General features: G+C 63.4%; 14 protein-coding genes and 1 tRNA gene. 10 read left to right on the top strand and 5 right to left on the bottom strand.

The annotated features are described in order from the left end of the window. Window positions 1–3: 3 nt before the first annotated feature. On the top strand, window positions 4–219 hold the full coding sequence (locus tag KP010_RS02105) for an AlpA family transcriptional regulator (RefSeq protein WP_142862123.1): 216 nt from the start codon (window positions 4–6) through the stop codon (window positions 217–219). 43 nt (window positions 220–262) lie between these two features. Here the strand turns inward: KP010_RS02105 and KP010_RS02100 are convergent, their stop codons facing one another. Together KP010_RS02100 and KP010_RS02095 are read right to left on the bottom strand one after the other, a co-directional pair. Next, entirely contained in the window at window positions 263–1450 is a 1188-nt protein-coding gene (locus tag KP010_RS02100) for an integrase arm-type DNA-binding domain-containing protein (RefSeq protein WP_216280352.1), read from the bottom strand. Window positions 1451–1650: 200 nt separating this feature from the next. Further along, a tRNA-Phe gene (locus tag KP010_RS02095) sits at window positions 1651–1726 on the bottom strand. A 541-nt stretch (window positions 1727–2267) separates the two neighbouring features. Here KP010_RS02095 and KP010_RS02090 point away from each other — a divergent pair. Genes KP010_RS02090 through KP010_RS02065 form a run of 6 tightly spaced genes read left to right on the top strand, consistent with a single transcriptional unit; the run spans window position 2268 to window position 10806 of the window. Beyond that, window positions 2268–3425 carry a glycosyltransferase gene (locus KP010_RS02090; protein WP_216280351.1) on the top strand — a complete coding sequence of 386 codons (1158 nt, stop codon included), beginning with the start codon at window positions 2268–2270 and terminating at the stop codon, window positions 3423–3425. Continuing rightward, a complete protein-coding gene (locus tag KP010_RS02085) occupies window positions 3407–5590 on the top strand; it encodes a lipopolysaccharide biosynthesis protein (RefSeq protein WP_142862126.1) in 2184 nt (727 codons plus the stop codon). The genes KP010_RS02090 and KP010_RS02085 overlap by 19 nt, the downstream gene beginning before the upstream one ends. Window positions 5591–5596: 6 nt before the next feature. Continuing rightward, window positions 5597–7027, top strand: a complete 1431-nt coding sequence (locus KP010_RS02080; protein ID WP_142862127.1) for an O-antigen ligase — start codon at window positions 5597–5599, stop codon at window positions 7025–7027. Beyond that, window positions 7024–8598 (top strand): lipid II flippase MurJ, encoded by a 1575-nt coding sequence (locus KP010_RS02075; RefSeq protein WP_142862128.1) that lies wholly within the window; start codon window positions 7024–7026, stop codon window positions 8596–8598. Before KP010_RS02080 ends, KP010_RS02075 begins: the two co-directional genes overlap by 4 nt. Next, entirely contained in the window at window positions 8595–9608 is a 1014-nt protein-coding gene (locus KP010_RS02070) for a polysaccharide deacetylase family protein (protein WP_142862129.1), read from the top strand. Before KP010_RS02075 ends, KP010_RS02070 begins: the two co-directional genes overlap by 4 nt. Beyond that, window positions 9601–10806 carry a glycosyltransferase gene (locus tag KP010_RS02065; RefSeq protein ID WP_142862130.1) on the top strand — a complete coding sequence of 402 codons (1206 nt, stop codon included), beginning with the start codon at window positions 9601–9603 and terminating at the stop codon, window positions 10804–10806. Before KP010_RS02070 ends, KP010_RS02065 begins: the two co-directional genes overlap by 8 nt. On the opposite strand, the gene KP010_RS02060 is transcribed toward KP010_RS02065, so the two are convergent. Next, on the bottom strand, window positions 10748–11980 hold the full coding sequence (locus KP010_RS02060) for a hypothetical protein (protein WP_246659762.1): 1233 nt from the start codon (window positions 11978–11980) through the stop codon (window positions 10748–10750). The genes KP010_RS02065 and KP010_RS02060 overlap by 59 nt on opposite strands. A 158-nt stretch (window positions 11981–12138) precedes the next feature. On the opposite strand from KP010_RS02060, the gene KP010_RS02055 reads away from it, so the two are divergent. Next, a complete protein-coding gene (locus KP010_RS02055; protein WP_142862132.1) occupies window positions 12139–13320 on the top strand; it encodes a glycosyltransferase family 4 protein in 1182 nt (393 codons plus the stop codon). Window positions 13321–13463: 143 nt separating this feature from the next. Continuing rightward, window positions 13464–14591 (top strand): acyltransferase, encoded by a 1128-nt coding sequence (locus KP010_RS02050; protein WP_253203745.1) that lies wholly within the window; start codon window positions 13464–13466, stop codon window positions 14589–14591. A 330-nt stretch (window positions 14592–14921) separates the two neighbouring features. Here the strand turns inward: KP010_RS02050 and KP010_RS02045 are convergent, their stop codons facing one another. Beyond that, window positions 14922–15392 carry a helix-turn-helix domain-containing protein gene (locus tag KP010_RS02045; RefSeq protein WP_142862134.1) on the bottom strand — a complete coding sequence of 157 codons (471 nt, stop codon included), beginning with the start codon at window positions 15390–15392 and terminating at the stop codon, window positions 14922–14924. A gap of 182 nt (window positions 15393–15574) precedes the next feature. Here KP010_RS02045 and KP010_RS02040 point away from each other — a divergent pair, with 182 nt between their 5' ends. Continuing rightward, window positions 15575–16495, top strand: coding sequence for an alpha/beta fold hydrolase (locus KP010_RS02040; RefSeq protein WP_142862135.1), 921 nt, complete (start codon window positions 15575–15577; stop codon window positions 16493–16495). A gap of 204 nt (window positions 16496–16699) precedes the next feature. Here the strand turns inward: KP010_RS02040 and KP010_RS02035 are convergent, their stop codons facing one another. Further along, window positions 16700–17743 (bottom strand): NAD(P)-dependent alcohol dehydrogenase, encoded by a 1044-nt coding sequence (locus KP010_RS02035; RefSeq protein ID WP_371824184.1) that lies wholly within the window; start codon window positions 17741–17743, stop codon window positions 16700–16702. Window positions 17744–17779: the final 36 nt, after the last annotated feature.

The following is a 17779-nucleotide window of genomic DNA, read 5'->3' as shown; positions in this document are numbered from 1 at the left end:
GCCGTGCGCCAACCAGACCGTATCATCCGCCTGAGAACCGTCCTCGCTCGGACAGGCCTCTCGCGGTCCACTATTTACCGAAAGATCGCCGAGGGCACCTTCCCGGCACAGATCAAAATCAGCGCCAACGGCGCGGGCTGGCATGAATCCGAAATCGACCGCTGGGTCGCCAACCCCCTTGCGTGGCGGCCGGTGGCGGAGGTCGATGATGGTCGGTGACGCGACCGCGCCCCTGGATTCAGTGCAAGAGCGAAGTCTTTCGTCAGGGGCTTCGTTTCAATTTATCAATGCAGTCTGACCATGCCTGCATCAGTTCGATCCGCTCTTGCCAATAACTCGCCCGGTTGTAGGCGCGCCGGATTTCGTTCTGATCCTGATGCCCGAGCGCGGCCTCAATCACGTCGGGTCGGAAGCCCCGTTCGTTCAATATCGAGCTTGCAGCGGCCCGAAAGCCGTGCGCGGTCATCTCATCCTGTGTAAAGCCCATGCGCCGCAGCGCGGCGTTCATGGCGTTCTCCGACAGGGGGCGGGCATTGGAGCGAATAGAAGGGAACACGAGCGTGCTCCGGGCGACCTCTTTCACCTCGCGCAGCACATCGAGCGCCTGTCGGGAGAGGGGCACGTCATGCGGCCGACGAACCTTGGTGCGGGCGCCGTCGATGCGCCAGATTGCCTCCTCCGCGTCGATTTCCGCCCATGTGGCTCCGCGGACCTCGCCGGGGCGGGCAAACGTCAGCGCCGTGAACTGAAGAGCGCACCGGAGCGTCGGCCAGCCGTCATAGGCGTCTATGGCCAGCAGAAGCGCGCCGAGACGCTTCTCGTCGGTGATTGCAGCCCGATGCTGCACCTTCGGCGCCATCAGGGCGCCGCGCAGCAGGAGAGTCGGATCGTCCTCGGCCCGCAGCGTGGAGACAGCGAGCCGGAAGACGGTGCCGATCACGCTTCGTAGCCGCCGCGCCGTCTCCCGGCGCCCGCTGCGTTCGATCCGTTGCAGCAACGCGAGGATTTCCGCCGGGGTGATGTCCGCGATTGGTCGGGCGCCAAGGTCGGGGCCGGCAAGATCGACGAGCAGCCATCGGTTCTTCGTGACGGTGGACGCCGCGGCGCCCTCATCCTCGATGCGTTGCAGATATTCCTCGGCAACGCCCCCGAAGGTGTTCGTCGCCGAGATCACAGCGGTCAGTTTCGCGGCCTTCTTGTTGGCCCCAGGATCGACTCCCGAGGCCAACAGCTTCTTGGCTTCGTCGCGCAGCCGCCGCGCCTCGACGAGGGGAACGGAGGGATAGGCGCCGTGGGAGAGCTTCTTCTGCTTCCCGCTGAACCGGTATGCCTGGTTCCAGAGCCGCGCGCCGCTCGGCTTCACAAGGAGGTAGAGCCCACCGCCATCGGAGAGCTTGTATTCCGACTCCCGGCCCTTGGCGGCGCGGCACGCTGTATCTGTCAGGGGCATTGACGCCTCCGGGCTGTTGGCCTCGGGCCAGCAGATACTAGGGTGAGGCCAACATCAAGGCCAACAAATTTACGAGATTGGGTGATATCCGAAGATGCCGATTGAGACGGCGGAAGGCGTCAAAATCTAAAAACTAACAATCATATCAATGCAATATGACGCAGGCTGAGACGTTCTGGGATGCCGGGAGATTAGGGGGATGGTGCCCAGGGGCGGAATCGAACCACCGACACTGCGATTTTCAGTCGCATGCTCTACCAACTGAGCTACCTGGGCCTGGGCGCCGAGCGACGCCGAGAGCGGGCTTATAGAAACTGCCGAAGGCCTTGTCCAGACCCCTGGAACGCTTTTCTCGAACGTCCGCGCCAAATCGCGCAGCTTGGGACACGGCCCTGGCGAGGGGCGCCTCCAGGCAGGCCGGCGATAGAATTTCGCCGCGACCCGTCTCGAAGTATCGGCGCCGGCGCAAGCCGAGAGCGACTATTTTTCAGTCGAAACCATCGCGCGCGAACCGCTCTTCAATACTCGGATATCGCAGAATCTTTCTAAATCGAGATGTCGGTCGTCACGCCGCTCGTGTCCATTTTCGCCACAATCGCCGAATGCGCGGGTGTTAACTAACCCTCACAAAAGCGACTTTACGGGAGCGTGAGCGTAATCGTACAAATATGGAATTGAAAGCGGGAGATTTCCATCTCGCGTCCTCGCCGGACGGCGTCGCTCGTTTTTTGAAATGATAGCCGGGGCCCTACCGCGCCGAACGGACGACCCTGTTCGATCGACGCTCGCTCGAGAACAGCAAGGGAAGTTTTTTTCGATGCGCGTCGCAGTTGTGCACGACTGGCTCTATGTCGTAGGCGGGGCCGAACGCGTCCTCCGCGAGATTTTGCGCTGCTATCCGCAGGCGCATGTTTTTTCGCTCTTCGACCTTCTCACGCCGCAGGACCGTGCCGTCATCGGCATCGCTCACGAGACGACCAGCTTCTTGCAGAACGCCCCTTTCATCGCCACGCGCCATCGCTGGTATCTGCCCTTGATGCCTTTGGCGATCGAGCAGTTCGATCTCTCCTCTTACGACCTCATCATCTCGAGCAGCTTCGCCGCCGCCAAAGGCGTGCTCACGGGGCCAGATCAGATTCATATCTCCTATATTCATTCGCCGATGCGATATGCATGGGACATGCAGCACCAATATTTGCGCGACAATGGCTATCGAAACGGGCTCAAAGGAGCCATCGCCCGCAGCCTGCTTCATTACTTGCGCATTTGGGACGCGCGAACGGCGAATGGGCCGGACGTCCTCATCGCCAATTCGCATTTCGTCGCGCGACGAATCGAGAAAGCCTATGGCCGTCGAGCGAGGGTCATTTATCCGCCGGTCTCGCTCGGCCGATACGTCGATGCGCCGCGCCAAAGCTACTTCGTCACGGCCAGTCGACTCGTGCCCTACAAAAATGTGGAGGCCATCGTGCGGGCATTCGCCGAACTGCGAGATCTTCGACTGATCGTCGCGGGCGACGGCCCCGACGCCTCGCGGCTGCGCAAGATCGCGACCCCAAATGTCGCCTTCGAGGGCTTCGTGAGCGATGAACGGCTTCGCTATCTTTTGGCCTCGGCGCGCGCATTCGTTTTCGCCGCCGAGGAGGATTTCGGGATCGTCGTGGTGGAGGCCATGTCGGAAGGCACGCCGGTTCTGGCGCTCAATCGCGGCGGCGCACGAGAGTCGGTGTCGGCGACGGCGCCTCGATCGGGGATGTTCTTCGCCAACGCCACTCCCGCGGAGATCGCAGACTGCGTCCGCAGCTTCGTCGCGCAGGAGGATCACTTCTCGAGTTCCGAATGCCGAAAGCAGGCCCAGAGATTCTCGGCCGAACGCTTTCGACGAGAGCTCGAAGACGTCGTAGACCACACGATCGAAAGTCGAGAACGCGGCATGGAATCGAATTGGACGTCCGCATGGCCTATGACAATCTAGGCGCAGCCGTTTCAGATCTCGCGCCGAAACGCGCCGCGGGCCATGCCGCGAGCGCGCCAGAACGAAGCTTCGTCGCCGCGCTGTGGCGACGTAGGGCGATCTTCGCCGCAATTTTCACTGCGATCCTCGTCGCCGTCGTCGTCGCGCTCGTCGTGCTGCCGGTTCAATATTTGGCGTCCGGCTCCGTGATCGTCGCCGAGCAAGAACCCGGCGACAACAACGCCTCCGGCGTCTGGGCTCAGAAAGCCGGCGATCCGGCGGATATGGAGAGCCAGCTTCTCGTCATCGGCTCCTCCCGCGTGATGAAAGCGGCGATCGCCGCTCCCGGCATTTTCGATCTCGCGCTGGAAGATTGCGCGGCGAACAAAGGGGTCGGCGCTCTCCTCGAAATATCGGGCCGCCCCTCGATCTGCGACAAAATAAAAAGCGATCCGGACTCCATGATCGAATATGTTCAGCCGCGCTATTCGATCGGCAATGTCGGACGCTCGCGCGTCATCAGCATTTCCTATCGCTCCACGCGGCCGGAGATCGCGCAGAAAATGGCCAATGCGCTGATCGTTGCTTTTCTCGACGATCAACGCGAAACCCTCTCTTCCGGGCGCCGGCGCGCCGCCGACTGGCTGTGGGCGGAGGTCCGTCGGCTGGATGGCGAATTGCGCGACGACGACGCGAAAATTCAAGAGTTCAAGCGCAAGAAGGGTCTCGCGCGCGGAACCAACGCGCTGATCGACTCCGAGCGGCTGACCAGCCTCACGCAGCAACTCTCGGCGGCGGAGACGACGCGAGCGGAAGCCGCGGCGCGTCTCGAGGAAATCTCCGCGAACAAGGGAAAGGGACTGGCCGATTCTCCCGCCGTGCTGGCCAGCCGTAGCGTTTCCGACCTAAAGCAGCAGCTCACAATGGTCGAGATACGGCTCGCTTCCGCGCGGAGCACGCTCGGAGATCTGCATCCGGCGCTGCGCGAATTGGAGCGCGAGCGCGATATGGTGCAGCGACGCTTCGCCGCCGAGGTCGCCGGCGTCGCCGCCGCCGTGAAGAGAAACTACGAAGCGGCCAATTCGCTCGTCGGCTCGTTGAAAGCGCAGGTCGCGGCGGCCAAAGCCGAAGTCGGCGACGCGATGATCGACCAAGGCTCGATCGACACGCTCGTCCATGGCGTCGACATAAAGAGGCGCCAATATTCCGAACTCTACAAGCGCGCCAGCGAGCTCGACGCCGACCGCCGCGTCCTGAATGGAAGCACGCGCCTCGTCAGCATGGCTGATCTGCCCAATCTTCCCTATTTCCCCAAGCGCCTGCCGTTTCTCGCCGCCGGCTCGACGCTCGCCGCTCTGCTCGGCGCCGCGGCGGCGATCCTGCGCGACCGTTTCGACAAGAGCCTGCGCGGCTCGGCCGAGCTCGCCGCCTCGACTGGCGAAGAGCTCTGCGTCGAGCTGCCCTATCAGCACGGCGCAGAACAAGGCAAGACATTCGGCCTGCTCGCGCCGAAAAAGCAGAACCTTCCGTTGAAGCCCGCATTGAAGCTCGCCGAGCGCGACGACGCTCTGCAACGCGCGCTCTTCGACATTTATTCGAGCGCGCGCATCGGCGATGCGGAGGGATCGCGCATCGTCGCCGTGACCTCGCCCGCCCATGGCGACGGCAAGACTTTTCTCACTCTGGCCTTTGCGCGTTTCGCGGCGACGATGGGCCGTCGCGTGCTCGTCGTCGAATGCGACCGCGCCGCTCCCGCCTTCGAGACCGCGCTCGGCCTCGAAGGAGGACCCGGTCTGTTCGAGGCGTTGGATGCGACAGCGCCTCTGCGCGACTGCGTGGCGAGGACCGCGACGCGAAAGCTCGACGCTCTGCCTATCGGCGCCTCCGCCAAAGCGACGCCGCCGCAGATCGGCATGCGCATCGGGACTGTGCTGCAGGCGACGCGCGATTATGATCTCGTCCTGCTCGACTGCCCGTCCGCCGAAACATTGGACGCGCGCCTGGTGGTCCGTCACGCGGATGCGGCGCTGCTCTGCGCGCGCGCGGGACAATGTTCGGCGCAGGAAGTGCTGACGGCGATGGAGTGGCTCACGGCTTCGGGCGGACGACTTCTCGGCCTCGCCGTCAATATGGTCGAGCGCGACGAGCCGGCCTTTCTGAGGCGCCTCCTGCGTGTAGCGGCTTGAGCGGCGATGGCGAGCCTTCCCGGCGCGACGACTGACGCTCGGCTGCATCGCGACGCCGCGCGGAATTCGCGAGATTGCCTCGTCGGCTCGGCCGCCGCGCTCGTGACATTGCTGATATTCGGCGCGCTGGGCCCGTTCATCGGCCCGCCTGCGCGCGCATTATTCGTGCCGGCTTGCGCGATGGTCGGATGGTGGAGTTGGCGGCGCGGACCGGCGGCGCATATCGGGGCCGCCCTGCTCCTCTTCCTCTTCGCGCCATTCGTCAGACGCCTCGTCGATCTCGCGCTCGGCTATGACACGAGCAGCCTCATGCTGCTGGGGCCACTCGCCTGCCTCATCGCGCCGCTGCATCATCTTCTCGAGCCTATGGCCTCGTCGGATCGGATGCGCCGGATGCGCCCTTTGTTCATGGTCATCGGCTGCGTCCTCTATGCGATGATCCTCACCTTGTTCCAAGGCGAATGGATGAGCGCCGCGCGCGATACGATAAAATGGATCGCTCCTCTGCTCTATGCCATGCTGCTCGCGGGCGTTGCGGAGAGAGACGAGATTCTCGCCGCGCTCGCCGATGTCTTCGCGATCACATTGCCGCTCGTCGGCCTCTACGGCGTCGCCCAATATGTCGATCCGCCCGCCTGGGATCGCTATTGGATGCAGAATGCGCCGATCACCTCCATCGGCCAGCCCCTGCCCTATAGCGTGCGCGTCTTCGGCACGATGAATGCGCCCGCTGGTTTCGCCACCTTCGCCGCGACAGGGCTTCTGCTCGTCTGGTTTCGCAAGCGCGACTGGCTGTCGCAGATCGCCACTGCGCCCGCCGCCCTCGCGCTCTTCCTTTCGCTCTATCGCACGGCCTGGATCTCGCTCGTCGCGGCCATACTGTTCTGCGGCCTGTTCCGCGCGACCCGCGGGCGGTCCTTCGCGATGATGCTCGGCGTCGGCGCGGCGACGATCGTCGCCCTGACATCGACGCCCTTCGGAGACCAGATCAGCGCGCGACTGGCGACATTCTCGGAAGGCAGCCACGACGGCAGCGCGCGCGAGCGGCTCGATCAATATGCGACTTTGTGGAGCCTCTCCGACAGCTCGCTGATCGGGTCCGGCTTCACCACCGTCGATACGGGCGTCGCCGGTTCGCAGCCCGTCGACGGAATGATCATCGCGTGCTGGCAATCCATGGGGATCGTCTTCGGCCTCATCTGCCTTTTTGCGCTGGTGTGGGTCGCCGTCTCGGCAATCCTCGGCGCCATGAACGACGGCGACTCCCCCGACAGAGTCGTCCTCGGCGCATTCGGCGTTTTTTTCCTCGTGCAATTGCCGCTCGCCGGCATAGGGTCCGGCGAAGCCGGCTTTTTGTTCTGGACCTTCATGGCGCTCGCTCTCGCCTGCGGCCCCGCGACGGCCCCGCGCCCGACCGACCATCGACGGCGACAATGAGCGCGACGCAACGCCTGCGCGACGCCGCGCCCGCCGCTCCGGATTCGCCTCCAGCGCCCGCTCGAGCCGCCGCCCCCCGCAAAATGGCGGCGCTGCTGATGATGGGCGCGCTCGCCAGCAAAATTCTCGGCTTCGGGCGCGAAATCGCTATGGCGCAAGTGCTCGGCGCCTCACTGCTCGCCGACGGTTACAGGGGCGCCGTCACCGTGATCCTGCTGCCATTGTGCTTTCTGCAGAATGAGAGCGCGCCCGCCATACTCATTCCCATGCTTCAGCGGGCGCAGGCGGACGGAAGCGCCCCTCGCCTGCTCGCCTCGCTCTGCTGCGCGCTGACGCTCGCCGCCGTCGCGGCAATGCTCTGCGTGCAGGCGCTCGGCGCCTGGTGGATCGATCTGATGCTCGGCGGCTTCACGCCGGAAGGCAAAGCGCTGACGCTGAGCTATGTCGCGATCATGAGCTGGGCGATGCCGGCCTCCGTGCTGGCGAACACGCTGGCGGCGGGCGAAATCGCGCTCGGGGAGACGCGACTCTCCAATTTGCGCGCAGGGCTTTTGAATCTCTCCATGATTATCGGCCTCACGCTCTATTCCTTCACCGGCTGGTTCGGCGCACTCGCCTGGCCTTTCACTCTGTCCTTCTATGCGCTCGGTCTATTCGGCCTGTGGTCGCGCTATCGCACGCGGACGCTGGACCCGAGCGGCGCGCGCCCTGCGGCGATCATCGCCGCGGGACGCACGTTTTTGTGGCGGCTGCGGCCGCTGCTCGCGCTCCCCTTCGCCGAGCAGGGGCAGGTCTGGATCGAGCGCCTGGCGGCCTCGCAAAACGTCACCGGCGCTGTGGCCTCGCTCGATTATGCGCGCACGCTCTCCGATACGGCGACGCTGCTGATCAGCCAGCCGGTCGGCCTCGCCTATATGTCGAGCTACAGGAAGGACGAGGGCCATCATCAGATCGAAGGCATTGTCCGCCTCATCCTCGTAATCACCATCCCCGCATCCGCCTTCGCCTATGTCTTCGCATCGGATATCGTCCGGCTGGCATTCTTCCGCGGCGCCTTCTCGGAGACCGGACTGCTGCTCGCGAGCTCTGCGCTGCAGGGCGTCTCCATCGGCCTCTGGGCCTCGACGCTCGGCTGGATTCTCGTGCGGCGCCTCAATAGCGAGGGGCGCAATGCGCGGGCGACGCTGATCGTCGTCAGCGCCTATCTCGTCAATATATTCTTGAATGCGATCGGCGCCTGGCTGGCTCCGCCGCTGGCCTATGGCATGTTGCTGATCGGCCTCGGCGAAAGCGCGCGCAGCCTCACATTGCTCGTCGGAACCACATGGGCGCTGCCCAATCGCCAGCGAATTCTCGCGCTGATAGGCATGGCGGCCGCGCCCGGCGTCGTCATGTTGGCGGCCGGCTGGTCGATCGCGGCGTCGACGAGCGCTCTCGCGCCGCGGCTCGTCGCCGGCGCAGTCGTCTGCGCCTGCTGCACCGCTGCGGGCGCGCTCATTCTGCTGCCGGAATTGCGCCGAGCGAGCGTTTCAAAATTGCGAATTTGGTTTGGGCTCGGAGAGCGGCCATGAGTCTCGCATCGACTTTGACGGATGTTTTGCCGATGGAGGCGTTGCTGAGGCCGATCGGCGCGCTCTTCGACGTCGCGAGGGGCGCGCGGGGCTGTCTGTTCACCTTTCACCGCGCTGCGCCCAGCGCGCTCTGGGAGCGATTGCCCAATCGCAATTTCTATCTCGATCTCGCCTATCTCGACGCTCTGCTCGCCTATTTGAAGGCGCAGGGCTGGTCGATCGTGACCATGGAAGAGGCGATCACACGCGCATCCGCAGATCGGCCCGGCGATCGCTTCGTGAATTTTTCCGTCGACGACTGCTATCGCGACAGTTTCGAGGACGTCGTCCCGCTGTTCCGCAAGCACGGGGCCCCGGTGACGCTCTTCGTCACCACCGGCATTCCCGACGCCTCCCTGCCCATGTGGCACGCCGGCCTCGAGGAGATTCTCTTGCGCAAGGAACGCGTCGTTCTGGACGGGACGTTGGACGTCGCGACGGCGCTCGCCAAACGCCGCGCCTATACCGAGATCGAGCGGAGCTGGGAAGGCCCGCGCGCCGACGCGCTCTATCGCGCCTTTTGCGCGAATAATGGCTTCGACCCGGCGGAGCTGCGCGAGAAACACGCCATTTCCTGGGATATGCTGGAGACGCTGGCGCGAGATCCGCTCGTCGAGATCGGCGCCCATACGGTCGATCATCCCCGCATTTCAGCGCTCGGCGAGGAGGATGCGCTCGCCGAACTCGTGACCTGCCGCGAGCGGCTCTGCGAAAGGCTCGGCAGAGACATTCGCCATTTCGCCTTCCCCTTCGGCCGCGCCGCCGACGCCGGCCCGCGCGACTTCGCGCTGGCGCGGCGCGCAGGTTTCGCCTCGGCGGCCACGACGCGCAAGGGCGTGATGCGACGCCGCAGCGATGCGTTCAGCCTGCCGCGCAACACGCTGAACGGCGCAGCGCGAAGCCTCGCCATGGCGGAGCTGCATTTGACTGGACTTTCCGGCGTGATCGCGAGGATGCTCGGCCGTGTCTGATCTTTGCACTCCCCTCCCCTCTCCATTGCGCGTCGTCTCCGTGGCGCATTCCGCGGTCGGTCAAAAGGGCGGGCGGCAGCGATACGCGCCACTGCTGCGCCAGAGCGATCTCGACCTGCATCTCGTCACGCCCGAAAATTGGCGCGAATTCGGCCGCTCGCTCGTCGGCGAGCCGGCGGTCGATCCGGCGATGCAGCTGCATATTCTGCCGATCCTGTTTCCGAGCGCCGGGCCCCTGAACTGGTATCTGCATTTCTATCCGCGCCTCCCGCGCCTGCTGCGCAAAGTCGGGCCGCATGTGCTTCATCTTTGGGAAGAGCCCTGGAGCATAGTGGCGCTGCAGGCCGCGCTCACGAAACAGGACGCCGCTCTCGTTCTCGAGGTCGATCAGAACATATTGAAGTCCTTGCCGCCGCCCTTCGAGACGATCCGCCGCTTCGTGCTGAGGAAATGCGCGCATATTCTGGCGCGTAGCCAGGACGCCGAGGCTGTCGTCCGGGCCTGCGGCTATGACGGCCCGGTCACGATGATCGGCTATGGCGTAGATCAGGAGTGCTTTCGTCCCGACGGCCCGGCGGCGCCGCAGGGCGCGGGATTGCGCATCGGCTATGTCGGCCGGCTCGTCGAGGAAAAAGGCCTGGACGATGTGCTCGACGCGCTCGCGCAAACGCGATCCATGGTCAGTCTCGGCCTGATCGGCGCCGGGCCGCATGGGAGCAAATTGCGCGCCCGCGTCGAGCGACTGCGCCTCGGCGACCGCGTGAGCTTTCGCGACTGGGCGGCGCCGCAGGAGGTCGCGCAATTCATGCGCGGGCTCGACGCGCTCGTGCTGCTCACACGCACGACGCCGCATGTGCGGGAGCAGTTCGGCCGCGTCGTCATAGAGGCGCAGGCCTGCGGCGTGCCGGTGATCGGCTCGTCCTGCGGCGCGATACCCGACGTCGTCGGCGAGGGCGGATGGATCATTCCCGAGCGCGACAGCGCGGCGCTCGCGCGGCTGCTCGACACTATAGCCGCGGGAAGGGAAGATATGCCGGCAAAGTCACGCGCCGCGCTGGAGAATGTCGCCTCGCGCTTCACCTATGACGAAGTGGCGCACCGGCTGCGGCGCGCCTGGTTCGAAGCCTACCGAGGCTCCGTCACGGCTCAGGCCTCGGCAAGAAAACCATATAAGTCTCACCCTGCCGTAGAGCCGTGAAGCGATGCTCTCCTCCCGTCACCGAGACGCTTTTGCGCAGCCCATCCCAGCCCCAGAGCTCGGCGGCGACGGCCCATGGCGGCAGAACGACTGTCCATGCCGAGCCGGGCGCGTCGGTCCAGCCGTGGAGATTGTGCCAAACGAGCAGCCGCCCGTCCGGTCCGTCCAGAGTCAGCAGTCCCTTCTGCTGATCGATGGAGGTGAAATGCATCGAGCCGGCGAGCCGGATCACATTGCGCAGCACGATGGCGCGCGGCTCTGGACGCCAGGGATCGGCGGCCGCGGCCATAGCGTAGCTCGGCCCTTCGATCGTTCCCGTATCGCCGAGATTCCAGGGCATGGCGAATATTGTGGCTGGGCGCCCATTGGCGCCCGCGACGGCCATTTCGTCCCAAAAGGCGGTCAAAAACAATTTGGCCGCCGTTTCAGGACGCGCCCACCCCTCGGATTTGGAGATATTATATTCGGTCGCATAGAAATTGACGTCGCGCGTGAGACCCATCGCTTTTTTGACGCGATCGAAACAGCTCTGCGCCGAGAAGTGACGGCCTTTGGTCAGCGGAAACCAGCGAAAATTATAATAAGTGTGCAGGTCGACGCCATCGAGACGACCATCCTCCAGCAGCGGCGCGATGGCCGGGCCATAGCCGCGCAATGTGGCGTCGCCATGAGAATTGCAGGTCGCGAAACCGCCGGGAACGACCTTCAGCTCCCGATCGACGCTGTGCACGCCGTCGGCGAGGCCCTCCAGCGCCCTGCGATAAGCGTCGCGCGGAATCGTCGCCTGCACATCGGGCTCGTTGATGGCCGTGAAGACGGTGACGCCCCAACCCGTCACATGATTGGCTTTCGCCCAATCGCCGCCGGGCCTGAACCGCTTCGCATAGGCGACGCCAGCGGCGTACCAGTCCTCATAGGAGCCGATCGGCTGCGGCGGCTCGAGAAACTGATAGGAGCCCTCATATTCGAGCAATATGATCGGCGTGACGCCACGCTCATGGGCCTCGCGCATGGCGGCGTCGAAATCCGTCGGCGTCGGCTTGCGATCGAGCGTGCGCCAGCCGTAAGAATCCATCCGACCGAGCGGCGCGCCGACCCCGCGCAAGGCGGCATAAATCTGCGCCGAGGGCGCGCCATGCAGATGCGTCACCAGATTGCCGCCGCCGATACGCATTCGCAAAGGCGCGTCGAGCGACGGCCGAGGAACGCAAGTCCCGTCAGCGCAAAGCTCATCATGCTGGAGAGGCCGCTCCGCGCAAAACGCCGATGACGCGAAGAAGAACAGCGTCGGCCCGACAATTCTCGCAATCATTCGTCTCATGGACTTGACCGATGGAACCTCGCCGCACGCTGGAAATCGTTCAAGTGGTGCAAGAATTCAGCCGCGAGGGCGGCGTCGAGAATGTCGCCTTCGAGCTCGCGAAGGCCTTTTCGCGCGCCGGCGTGCGCAATAGAGTCATTGCGGCGGCGGTCGCCGAAGACGACGATGCGGCGGCGGCGATCGAAAGAGTCGCGCCCTGGCTCTCGCACATACCGACGCGCGGCCCCCTGCGCTATTTCGGCCGCCTCATCGTCGTACCGCTGTTCACCATCGCCGCCACGCTGGCGCTCACGCGCCGCGCGCCGGCGGCGCAAATCATCGGCCATGGCGATTGCCTGCGCGGCGACGTGCTGGTCGTTCATTCGGTCAATGCGGAAAGCCTCCTGCAAAAGCGCAAGGCGGGCAAATGGAGCTGGCGGCTCAATCCGATGCATTATTGGGTCGCCATGCGCGATCGCTGGATGATCGGCGGCCTGCGCTACCGCAAATTCGTCGCCGTCTCGACCCGCGTTCGCGAAGAACTGCAATTTCATTACAAAGTTCCCGCCGAGCGCATCTGTGTGATCTACAATGGCATCGATCTCGACCGTTTCCAAGCATCGGAACACGCCCGCGCCAAAATTCGTCAGGCGTTCGCAATTCCACGCGACGCCCGGCTCCTACTCTTCGTCGGCCATGAATTCGAACGCAAGGGGCTCGCTCCTCTCGTCGAGGCCCTCGCGCTATTGGACGAGCGCTATTGGCTGACCGTGGTCGGCTCCGACAATCCCGCACGCTATAGAAAGCTCGCCGGAGCGGCGAAAGACCAGCTGGTGTTTTGCGGGGCGCGGCGCGACGTCGAAGCCTTCTACGCCGCCGCCGACGCTTTTGTGCTGCCCACCGTCTATGAGACTTTTTCGCTCGTCTGCATGGAGGCGATGGCCGCCGGCCTGCCTGTCTTCGCCACGCGCGTCGGCGGGATCGAAGATTATTTGAAAGACGGAGTGAACGGCTTCGCCATAGAGCGCGACGCCCATGACATAGCCGACAAATTGCGCGCGGCTTTCGACGACGTGGCCGACTTTGCGGCGCTACGCGCCGGCGCCCGCGCCACCGCCGAGGCTTTCGGCTGGGACGCCGTCGCGGCGAAATATCTCGATTTTCTGGATGAAATGCGGAAAGCTGGCCCCGAGCCGCGCGCTCGAAAGCGATAGCGTCGCGAAGCCGCTTGCGCCAGGACGCCGAGCCGATGAGAGACGACAAATCCCCCGGCTTCTCGCCTCGCTATAGCCCAATTGCGCTTGGTAAATCAATCGACGCAAGCTAGACCTTATGGAGCAAGGGGCAGGCAGTGGTTATGCTGAAGTGGTCTAGGTTGCAGCCGCTCGTGGCGACATCGGGTGAGATGCTACACCTCGACACGCTTCGCTTCCTCGCTGCTCTCGGGATCGTATTCCACCACTCCAAGGAATTCATGCTTTCGCCCGCAGCAACCGAGCGATCAGAGGGGCTTGCTCTATTTGTTGACATGTTCTTCATCATATCTGGATACGTTATATCCTACGTCTACTTCGACCGTATCGACGATCTACATAGCTACGGCCGATTTTTGAAAAAACGCATCGGAAGACTATTCCCGCTCCATCTTCTGACGCTCTTTCTTTCCGCGGCCCTTTATGCAGGATTCGCCGCGCTGCAACTGCCGAGCCGACATACGCCGTCCTTCAGCCCGCTGTGCATCGCCGACACAGCCATTTTGCTCCATTCCTTTATCCATTGCGGAAACGATCATTATTTCAACGGTGTAAGCTGGTCGATCAGCGTCGAAATGATCATGTATATCGGCTTCCCGATCGCGATTATCCTCGCCCGCAACGTGAAACACAGAGACGTCTTTTTTATCGTGACGATTTGCGCGGCGATCGTGCTCGGTCTCGTCCATCGATATGGCATCGACCTCAGTATTCACGACTGGACGAATAATTTGCATCCGCTTCTCCGCGGTTTATTCGGTTTCGGCGTCGGCGTAGCGCTCTTCCGCCTCCGTCATCGTATAAAAAGGCTCACGCCCCACATCTTCATCCTATCGGCCGGCTTTCTGGCGATTGTCGCGGCCATGCTTGCAGGCCTATCTCCCTTGTTGATTCTGGCGCTGATCATCGTCGTCGTGACGGGAGCGGTCGCACGCGACAATTATGCGACCGCAATTCCGATCGTGATGCGGATCGCCCCACTCGGGCAGCTCACATATTCGATCTATATGTGGCACTGGCTTTTTATACTTGTTTTTATCAATATCGTCGGCGACAAACTGATGAAAGGGAGCGGCGTCGTAATCGCTGTTCTGAGCCTGATCTGTTACTCCTGCATTTTTATTACGAGCCTCCTCTCGTTTCAACTCTTCGAATCCCCTATGCGGCGCGCGATAGATAATTTGTCGATCTTCGGCAAACGCGACACGCCCAAATCGACCGTTATGAATTGACCGCACACCAACCTCGCGCGCTCGCCCACCCATCCCGAAACCGAAACGACGCCATTTGGGCGCGTCACCACGGATCGACCGCCCACCCCCACCGCGAAGACATCGCGGTCCGAAGCGCGCCTTGCGGCAAATGCTCGACGGCAGGTAATCGCCAACAACGCCTCCGAGCGGCGAGAAGTGCGATTATCGCCAGGCAAACCGCCGTTGCTCGTAGCGGCATCATCCAATCCCCGCTTGCGCCGCCGGAACTCTGCCGTCTCGGCCTTGTTGGCGCAGGGGACCCGAAGCGCCATCGGCGATCCGCTGCGCCAACCGACGAATAATGCAGTTTTATCGCCAAGCGTTTCCAGTCGCATCCGGCGGTGAACGCACGACCGTGTCCTCCGGTCCCAGAACGCGTCCATCTTGGGCGCGAAGCTCCAGTTTCCGCACCGGAAGGCCACTCCTCTTATCGACTAGAAGGACGTGAGCCTCGTCGGGCTCGAAGAAGAAGTCCTCGCCCCACTGCCTGAGAGCGACCAGGACCGGAAACAGGCCGCGCCCCTTTTCTGTCAACACGTATTCCTGATAGGGGCTACCGTCGGACGCGGGGACGGTGTCCATGATGCCGTGTGCGACCAGGTTACGCAAACGGGCCGCGAGGATGTTCTTCGCGAGCCCCAGGTCCTTTTGAAATTCCCCGAACCGGCGCAGGCCATCGAAAGCATCCCGAACGATCAGCAACGACCACCAGTCTCCGATCGCATCCAGTGGCCTGGCAACGCCGCAGCTCGAATCTTTGTGGCTGACTCTCTTGACCATCGAGACGGTGCTCCCGGGTTCAATCTCCCGAATGCCATCTCCCCTCGAAATCGGGAAGATCGCGGCTTGTCGCTTTTTGAAGGTAGTAGTTGCAAATTAAAACCTCAAGCGATATGACGGCGTATGGTTTTAATTTGAAATCACAGGCCCAACTAGCGCTGACTCCGTGAGAGGAGACGTGCATGACCCGATCCGACGCCACCTTCGGCGGTAGCTTTCCGTACACCCCGCATTTCACCGCGGCTCCCGGCTTCCGTATGCATTACGTCGATGAGGGGCCCCGCAAAGCAGGGGTCATACTCTGCCTGCACGGCGAGCCGACCTGGAGCTATCTGTTCCGTCACTTGGTCCCGGTGTTGAGCATAACGCACCGTGTAGTCGTCCCGGACCATATGGGCTTCGGCAAGAGCGATACGCCGCCGGACCGGGCCTACTGGCTGCAGGATCACATCGACAATCTGGAGCGCTTCGTTCTTGCGCTCGATCTCGACGATATCACCCTCGTCATGCACGACTTCGGCGGTCCGGTCGGCATGGGGCTCGCCGCCCGGCATCCCAACCGCATTCGTCGCGTTATCTCGACCAACGGACCGACGCCGTTCGGCCAGGCCGATCTCATTGAGCGAGTGACTGCGAATGCCGGCGTCTCGCCCTGGTTTCAATGGATCGCGGAAGCCGAAGCGGACGGCAGCCTCGAAGCGGTGCTGGGGCGGCTCGGTTTCAATATCCTGAGCACGCTCAAGCTCAACGGCTTCGAGGACAACACGCTCATCACCGACACATGGCTCGACGCCTACGGATCGCCTTTCGCAAGCCCTGCCGACTGTCTCGGCGCGATCGGCTGGGCCAAGGGCTTCGCCACGGGCGCGCACAGATTCGAGACGCCTGACGCAGCGGCCATCCGCGCCATCCATGCCAGACCCGCCCTCGCCATCTGGGGTGAAGCAGACCGCACGCTTCACGCCGAGCATTTCCTGCCGCTCTTCACCCAGCTCTTTCCGGCCGCACCGGTGCATCGTCTGGCTGGCGTTGGTCACTACTGCCTCGAGGATGCCCCGGACGAAGTCGGTAGGCTCATCACGGAATTCATCCGGCAGGCCTGAGCGCTCAGCGATTTCTCGTCCCCGTCCGGGCCGGAAGATCGGCTGGCGGCTTCCCGAGAGTTGGACGGATTGCATATCGAAACCACAACCGTCACGCCCATTGCAGTTGCAAATTAAAACCTCAAGATCGGAGGGGCCATGAGCATCGAAAGCGCAAAGCAAGTGGAAGGTGAATGAACACACGCTTCTTGCCGCCTCGCGACGTCAAAGACGGATGACGAGCTTGCCGAAGTGGCGGCCGCTCGCGAGTTCGTCGTAGGCGGCTTGCGTCTCGTCGAACGAAAATGTCCGATCGATCACAGGACGGATAAGATGCTCGGCGAGGAAGGCGTTCATCGCCTCGAATTGCTCGGCGGAGCCGACATTGATGCCGTCGATGGTTCCGTTGATCAGCTGCAGCCGCATCAGGTTCGAGTGCGGTCCGAAGCCGCTGAAGACGCCGATCTGAGCGATATGCCCCCAGGCGGCGAGCGCACGCAGCGAACGGTCGAACGTGTCCGGTCCGCCGAGTTCGAGAATGTGCGAGACGCCGAGCCCGCCCGTCAGCTTGCGGACTTCGACATCCCAGTCCGGCGTCGTACGATAGTTCACCGTCGCGAAGGCGCCGAGCTTCGTTGCGCGTTCGCGCTTCCCGTCCGAGGACGACAGCACGATGGTTTTCGCGCCGAAGGCGCTCGCGATCTGCAAGCCGAAGAGCGCGACGCCGCCCGTGCCCTGCACCAGCAGCGTGTCGCCGACCGCCAAGCCACCGCGCACGACCAGCGCCTGCCAGGCGGTCAAGGCGGCGCAGGGAAGCGTCGCGGCCTCTTCCAGGCTCAGGCTGTCCGGGACGGGCGCCAACGAGGCCTCGGGCACGACGACCAGATCCGCCAGCACGCCGTCGGCGTCGCCGCCGCCGAGCGCCGATGGGCCGTAGGCCTCACGATAGGGACCGACAACCCAATCCCGGTAGAAAGTTGGAGCGACGCGGTCTCCTGCGCGCCAGCGGGTAACATCGGTGCCGGTCGCAACGACGCGGCCGGCTCCGTCGGAGAGCGGAATCAACCCCTCGCGCACAGGCCCCAACTCGCCGCGCAGCACGAGCAGGTCGCGGTAATTGAGGCTCACCGCCTCGATCCCGACGAGAACCTCGTTTGGCCCAGGAGTCGGCGCCGCCTCCCGGACCTGCTGGAGGCGAAGGCCGCGGTCGACGCGCGTAAGCCTGTAAGCTCTGCGTGTCGTGGCGATAGATTGGCGTGAATCGGTCACGGGTTTCTCCAATTGCAATAAACTAGCGAGTGATAT

Origin of the sequence: Methylosinus sp. KRF6, assembly GCF_018887255.1 — a bacterium.
In the GTDB taxonomy this organism is placed as follows: Bacteria; Pseudomonadota; Alphaproteobacteria; order Rhizobiales; family Beijerinckiaceae; genus Methylosinus; species Methylosinus sporium.
The sequence above is the reverse complement of the archived record's forward strand: the minus strand, read 5'-3'. Positions and strand labels throughout refer to the sequence as shown.

Excerpts from the sequence above, each read along its gene's own strand:
- KP010_RS02100 (WP_216280352.1), bottom strand. The coding sequence starts at position 1,450 with ATGCCCCTGACAGATACAGCGTGCCGCGCCGCCAAGGGCCGGGAGTCG.
- KP010_RS02090 (WP_216280351.1), top strand. The coding sequence starts at position 2,268 with ATGCGCGTCGCAGTTGTGCACGACTGGCTCTATGTCGTAGGCGGGGCC.
- KP010_RS02085 (WP_142862126.1), top strand. The coding sequence starts at position 3,407 with ATGGCCTATGACAATCTAGGCGCAGCCGTTTCAGATCTCGCGCCGAAA.
- KP010_RS02080 (WP_142862127.1), top strand. The coding sequence starts at position 5,597 with ATGGCGAGCCTTCCCGGCGCGACGACTGACGCTCGGCTGCATCGCGAC.
- KP010_RS02075 (WP_142862128.1), top strand. The coding sequence starts at position 7,024 with ATGAGCGCGACGCAACGCCTGCGCGACGCCGCGCCCGCCGCTCCGGAT.
- KP010_RS02070 (WP_142862129.1), top strand. The coding sequence starts at position 8,595 with ATGAGTCTCGCATCGACTTTGACGGATGTTTTGCCGATGGAGGCGTTG.
- KP010_RS02060 (WP_246659762.1), bottom strand. The coding sequence starts at position 11,980 with ATGCGTATCGGCGGCGGCAATCTGGTGACGCATCTGCATGGCGCGCCC.
- KP010_RS02055 (WP_142862132.1), top strand. The coding sequence starts at position 12,139 with ATGGAACCTCGCCGCACGCTGGAAATCGTTCAAGTGGTGCAAGAATTC.
- KP010_RS02050 (WP_253203745.1), top strand. The coding sequence starts at position 13,464 with ATGCTGAAGTGGTCTAGGTTGCAGCCGCTCGTGGCGACATCGGGTGAG.
- KP010_RS02045 (WP_142862134.1), bottom strand. The coding sequence starts at position 15,392 with ATGGTCAAGAGAGTCAGCCACAAAGATTCGAGCTGCGGCGTTGCCAGG.
- KP010_RS02040 (WP_142862135.1), top strand. The coding sequence starts at position 15,575 with ATGACCCGATCCGACGCCACCTTCGGCGGTAGCTTTCCGTACACCCCG.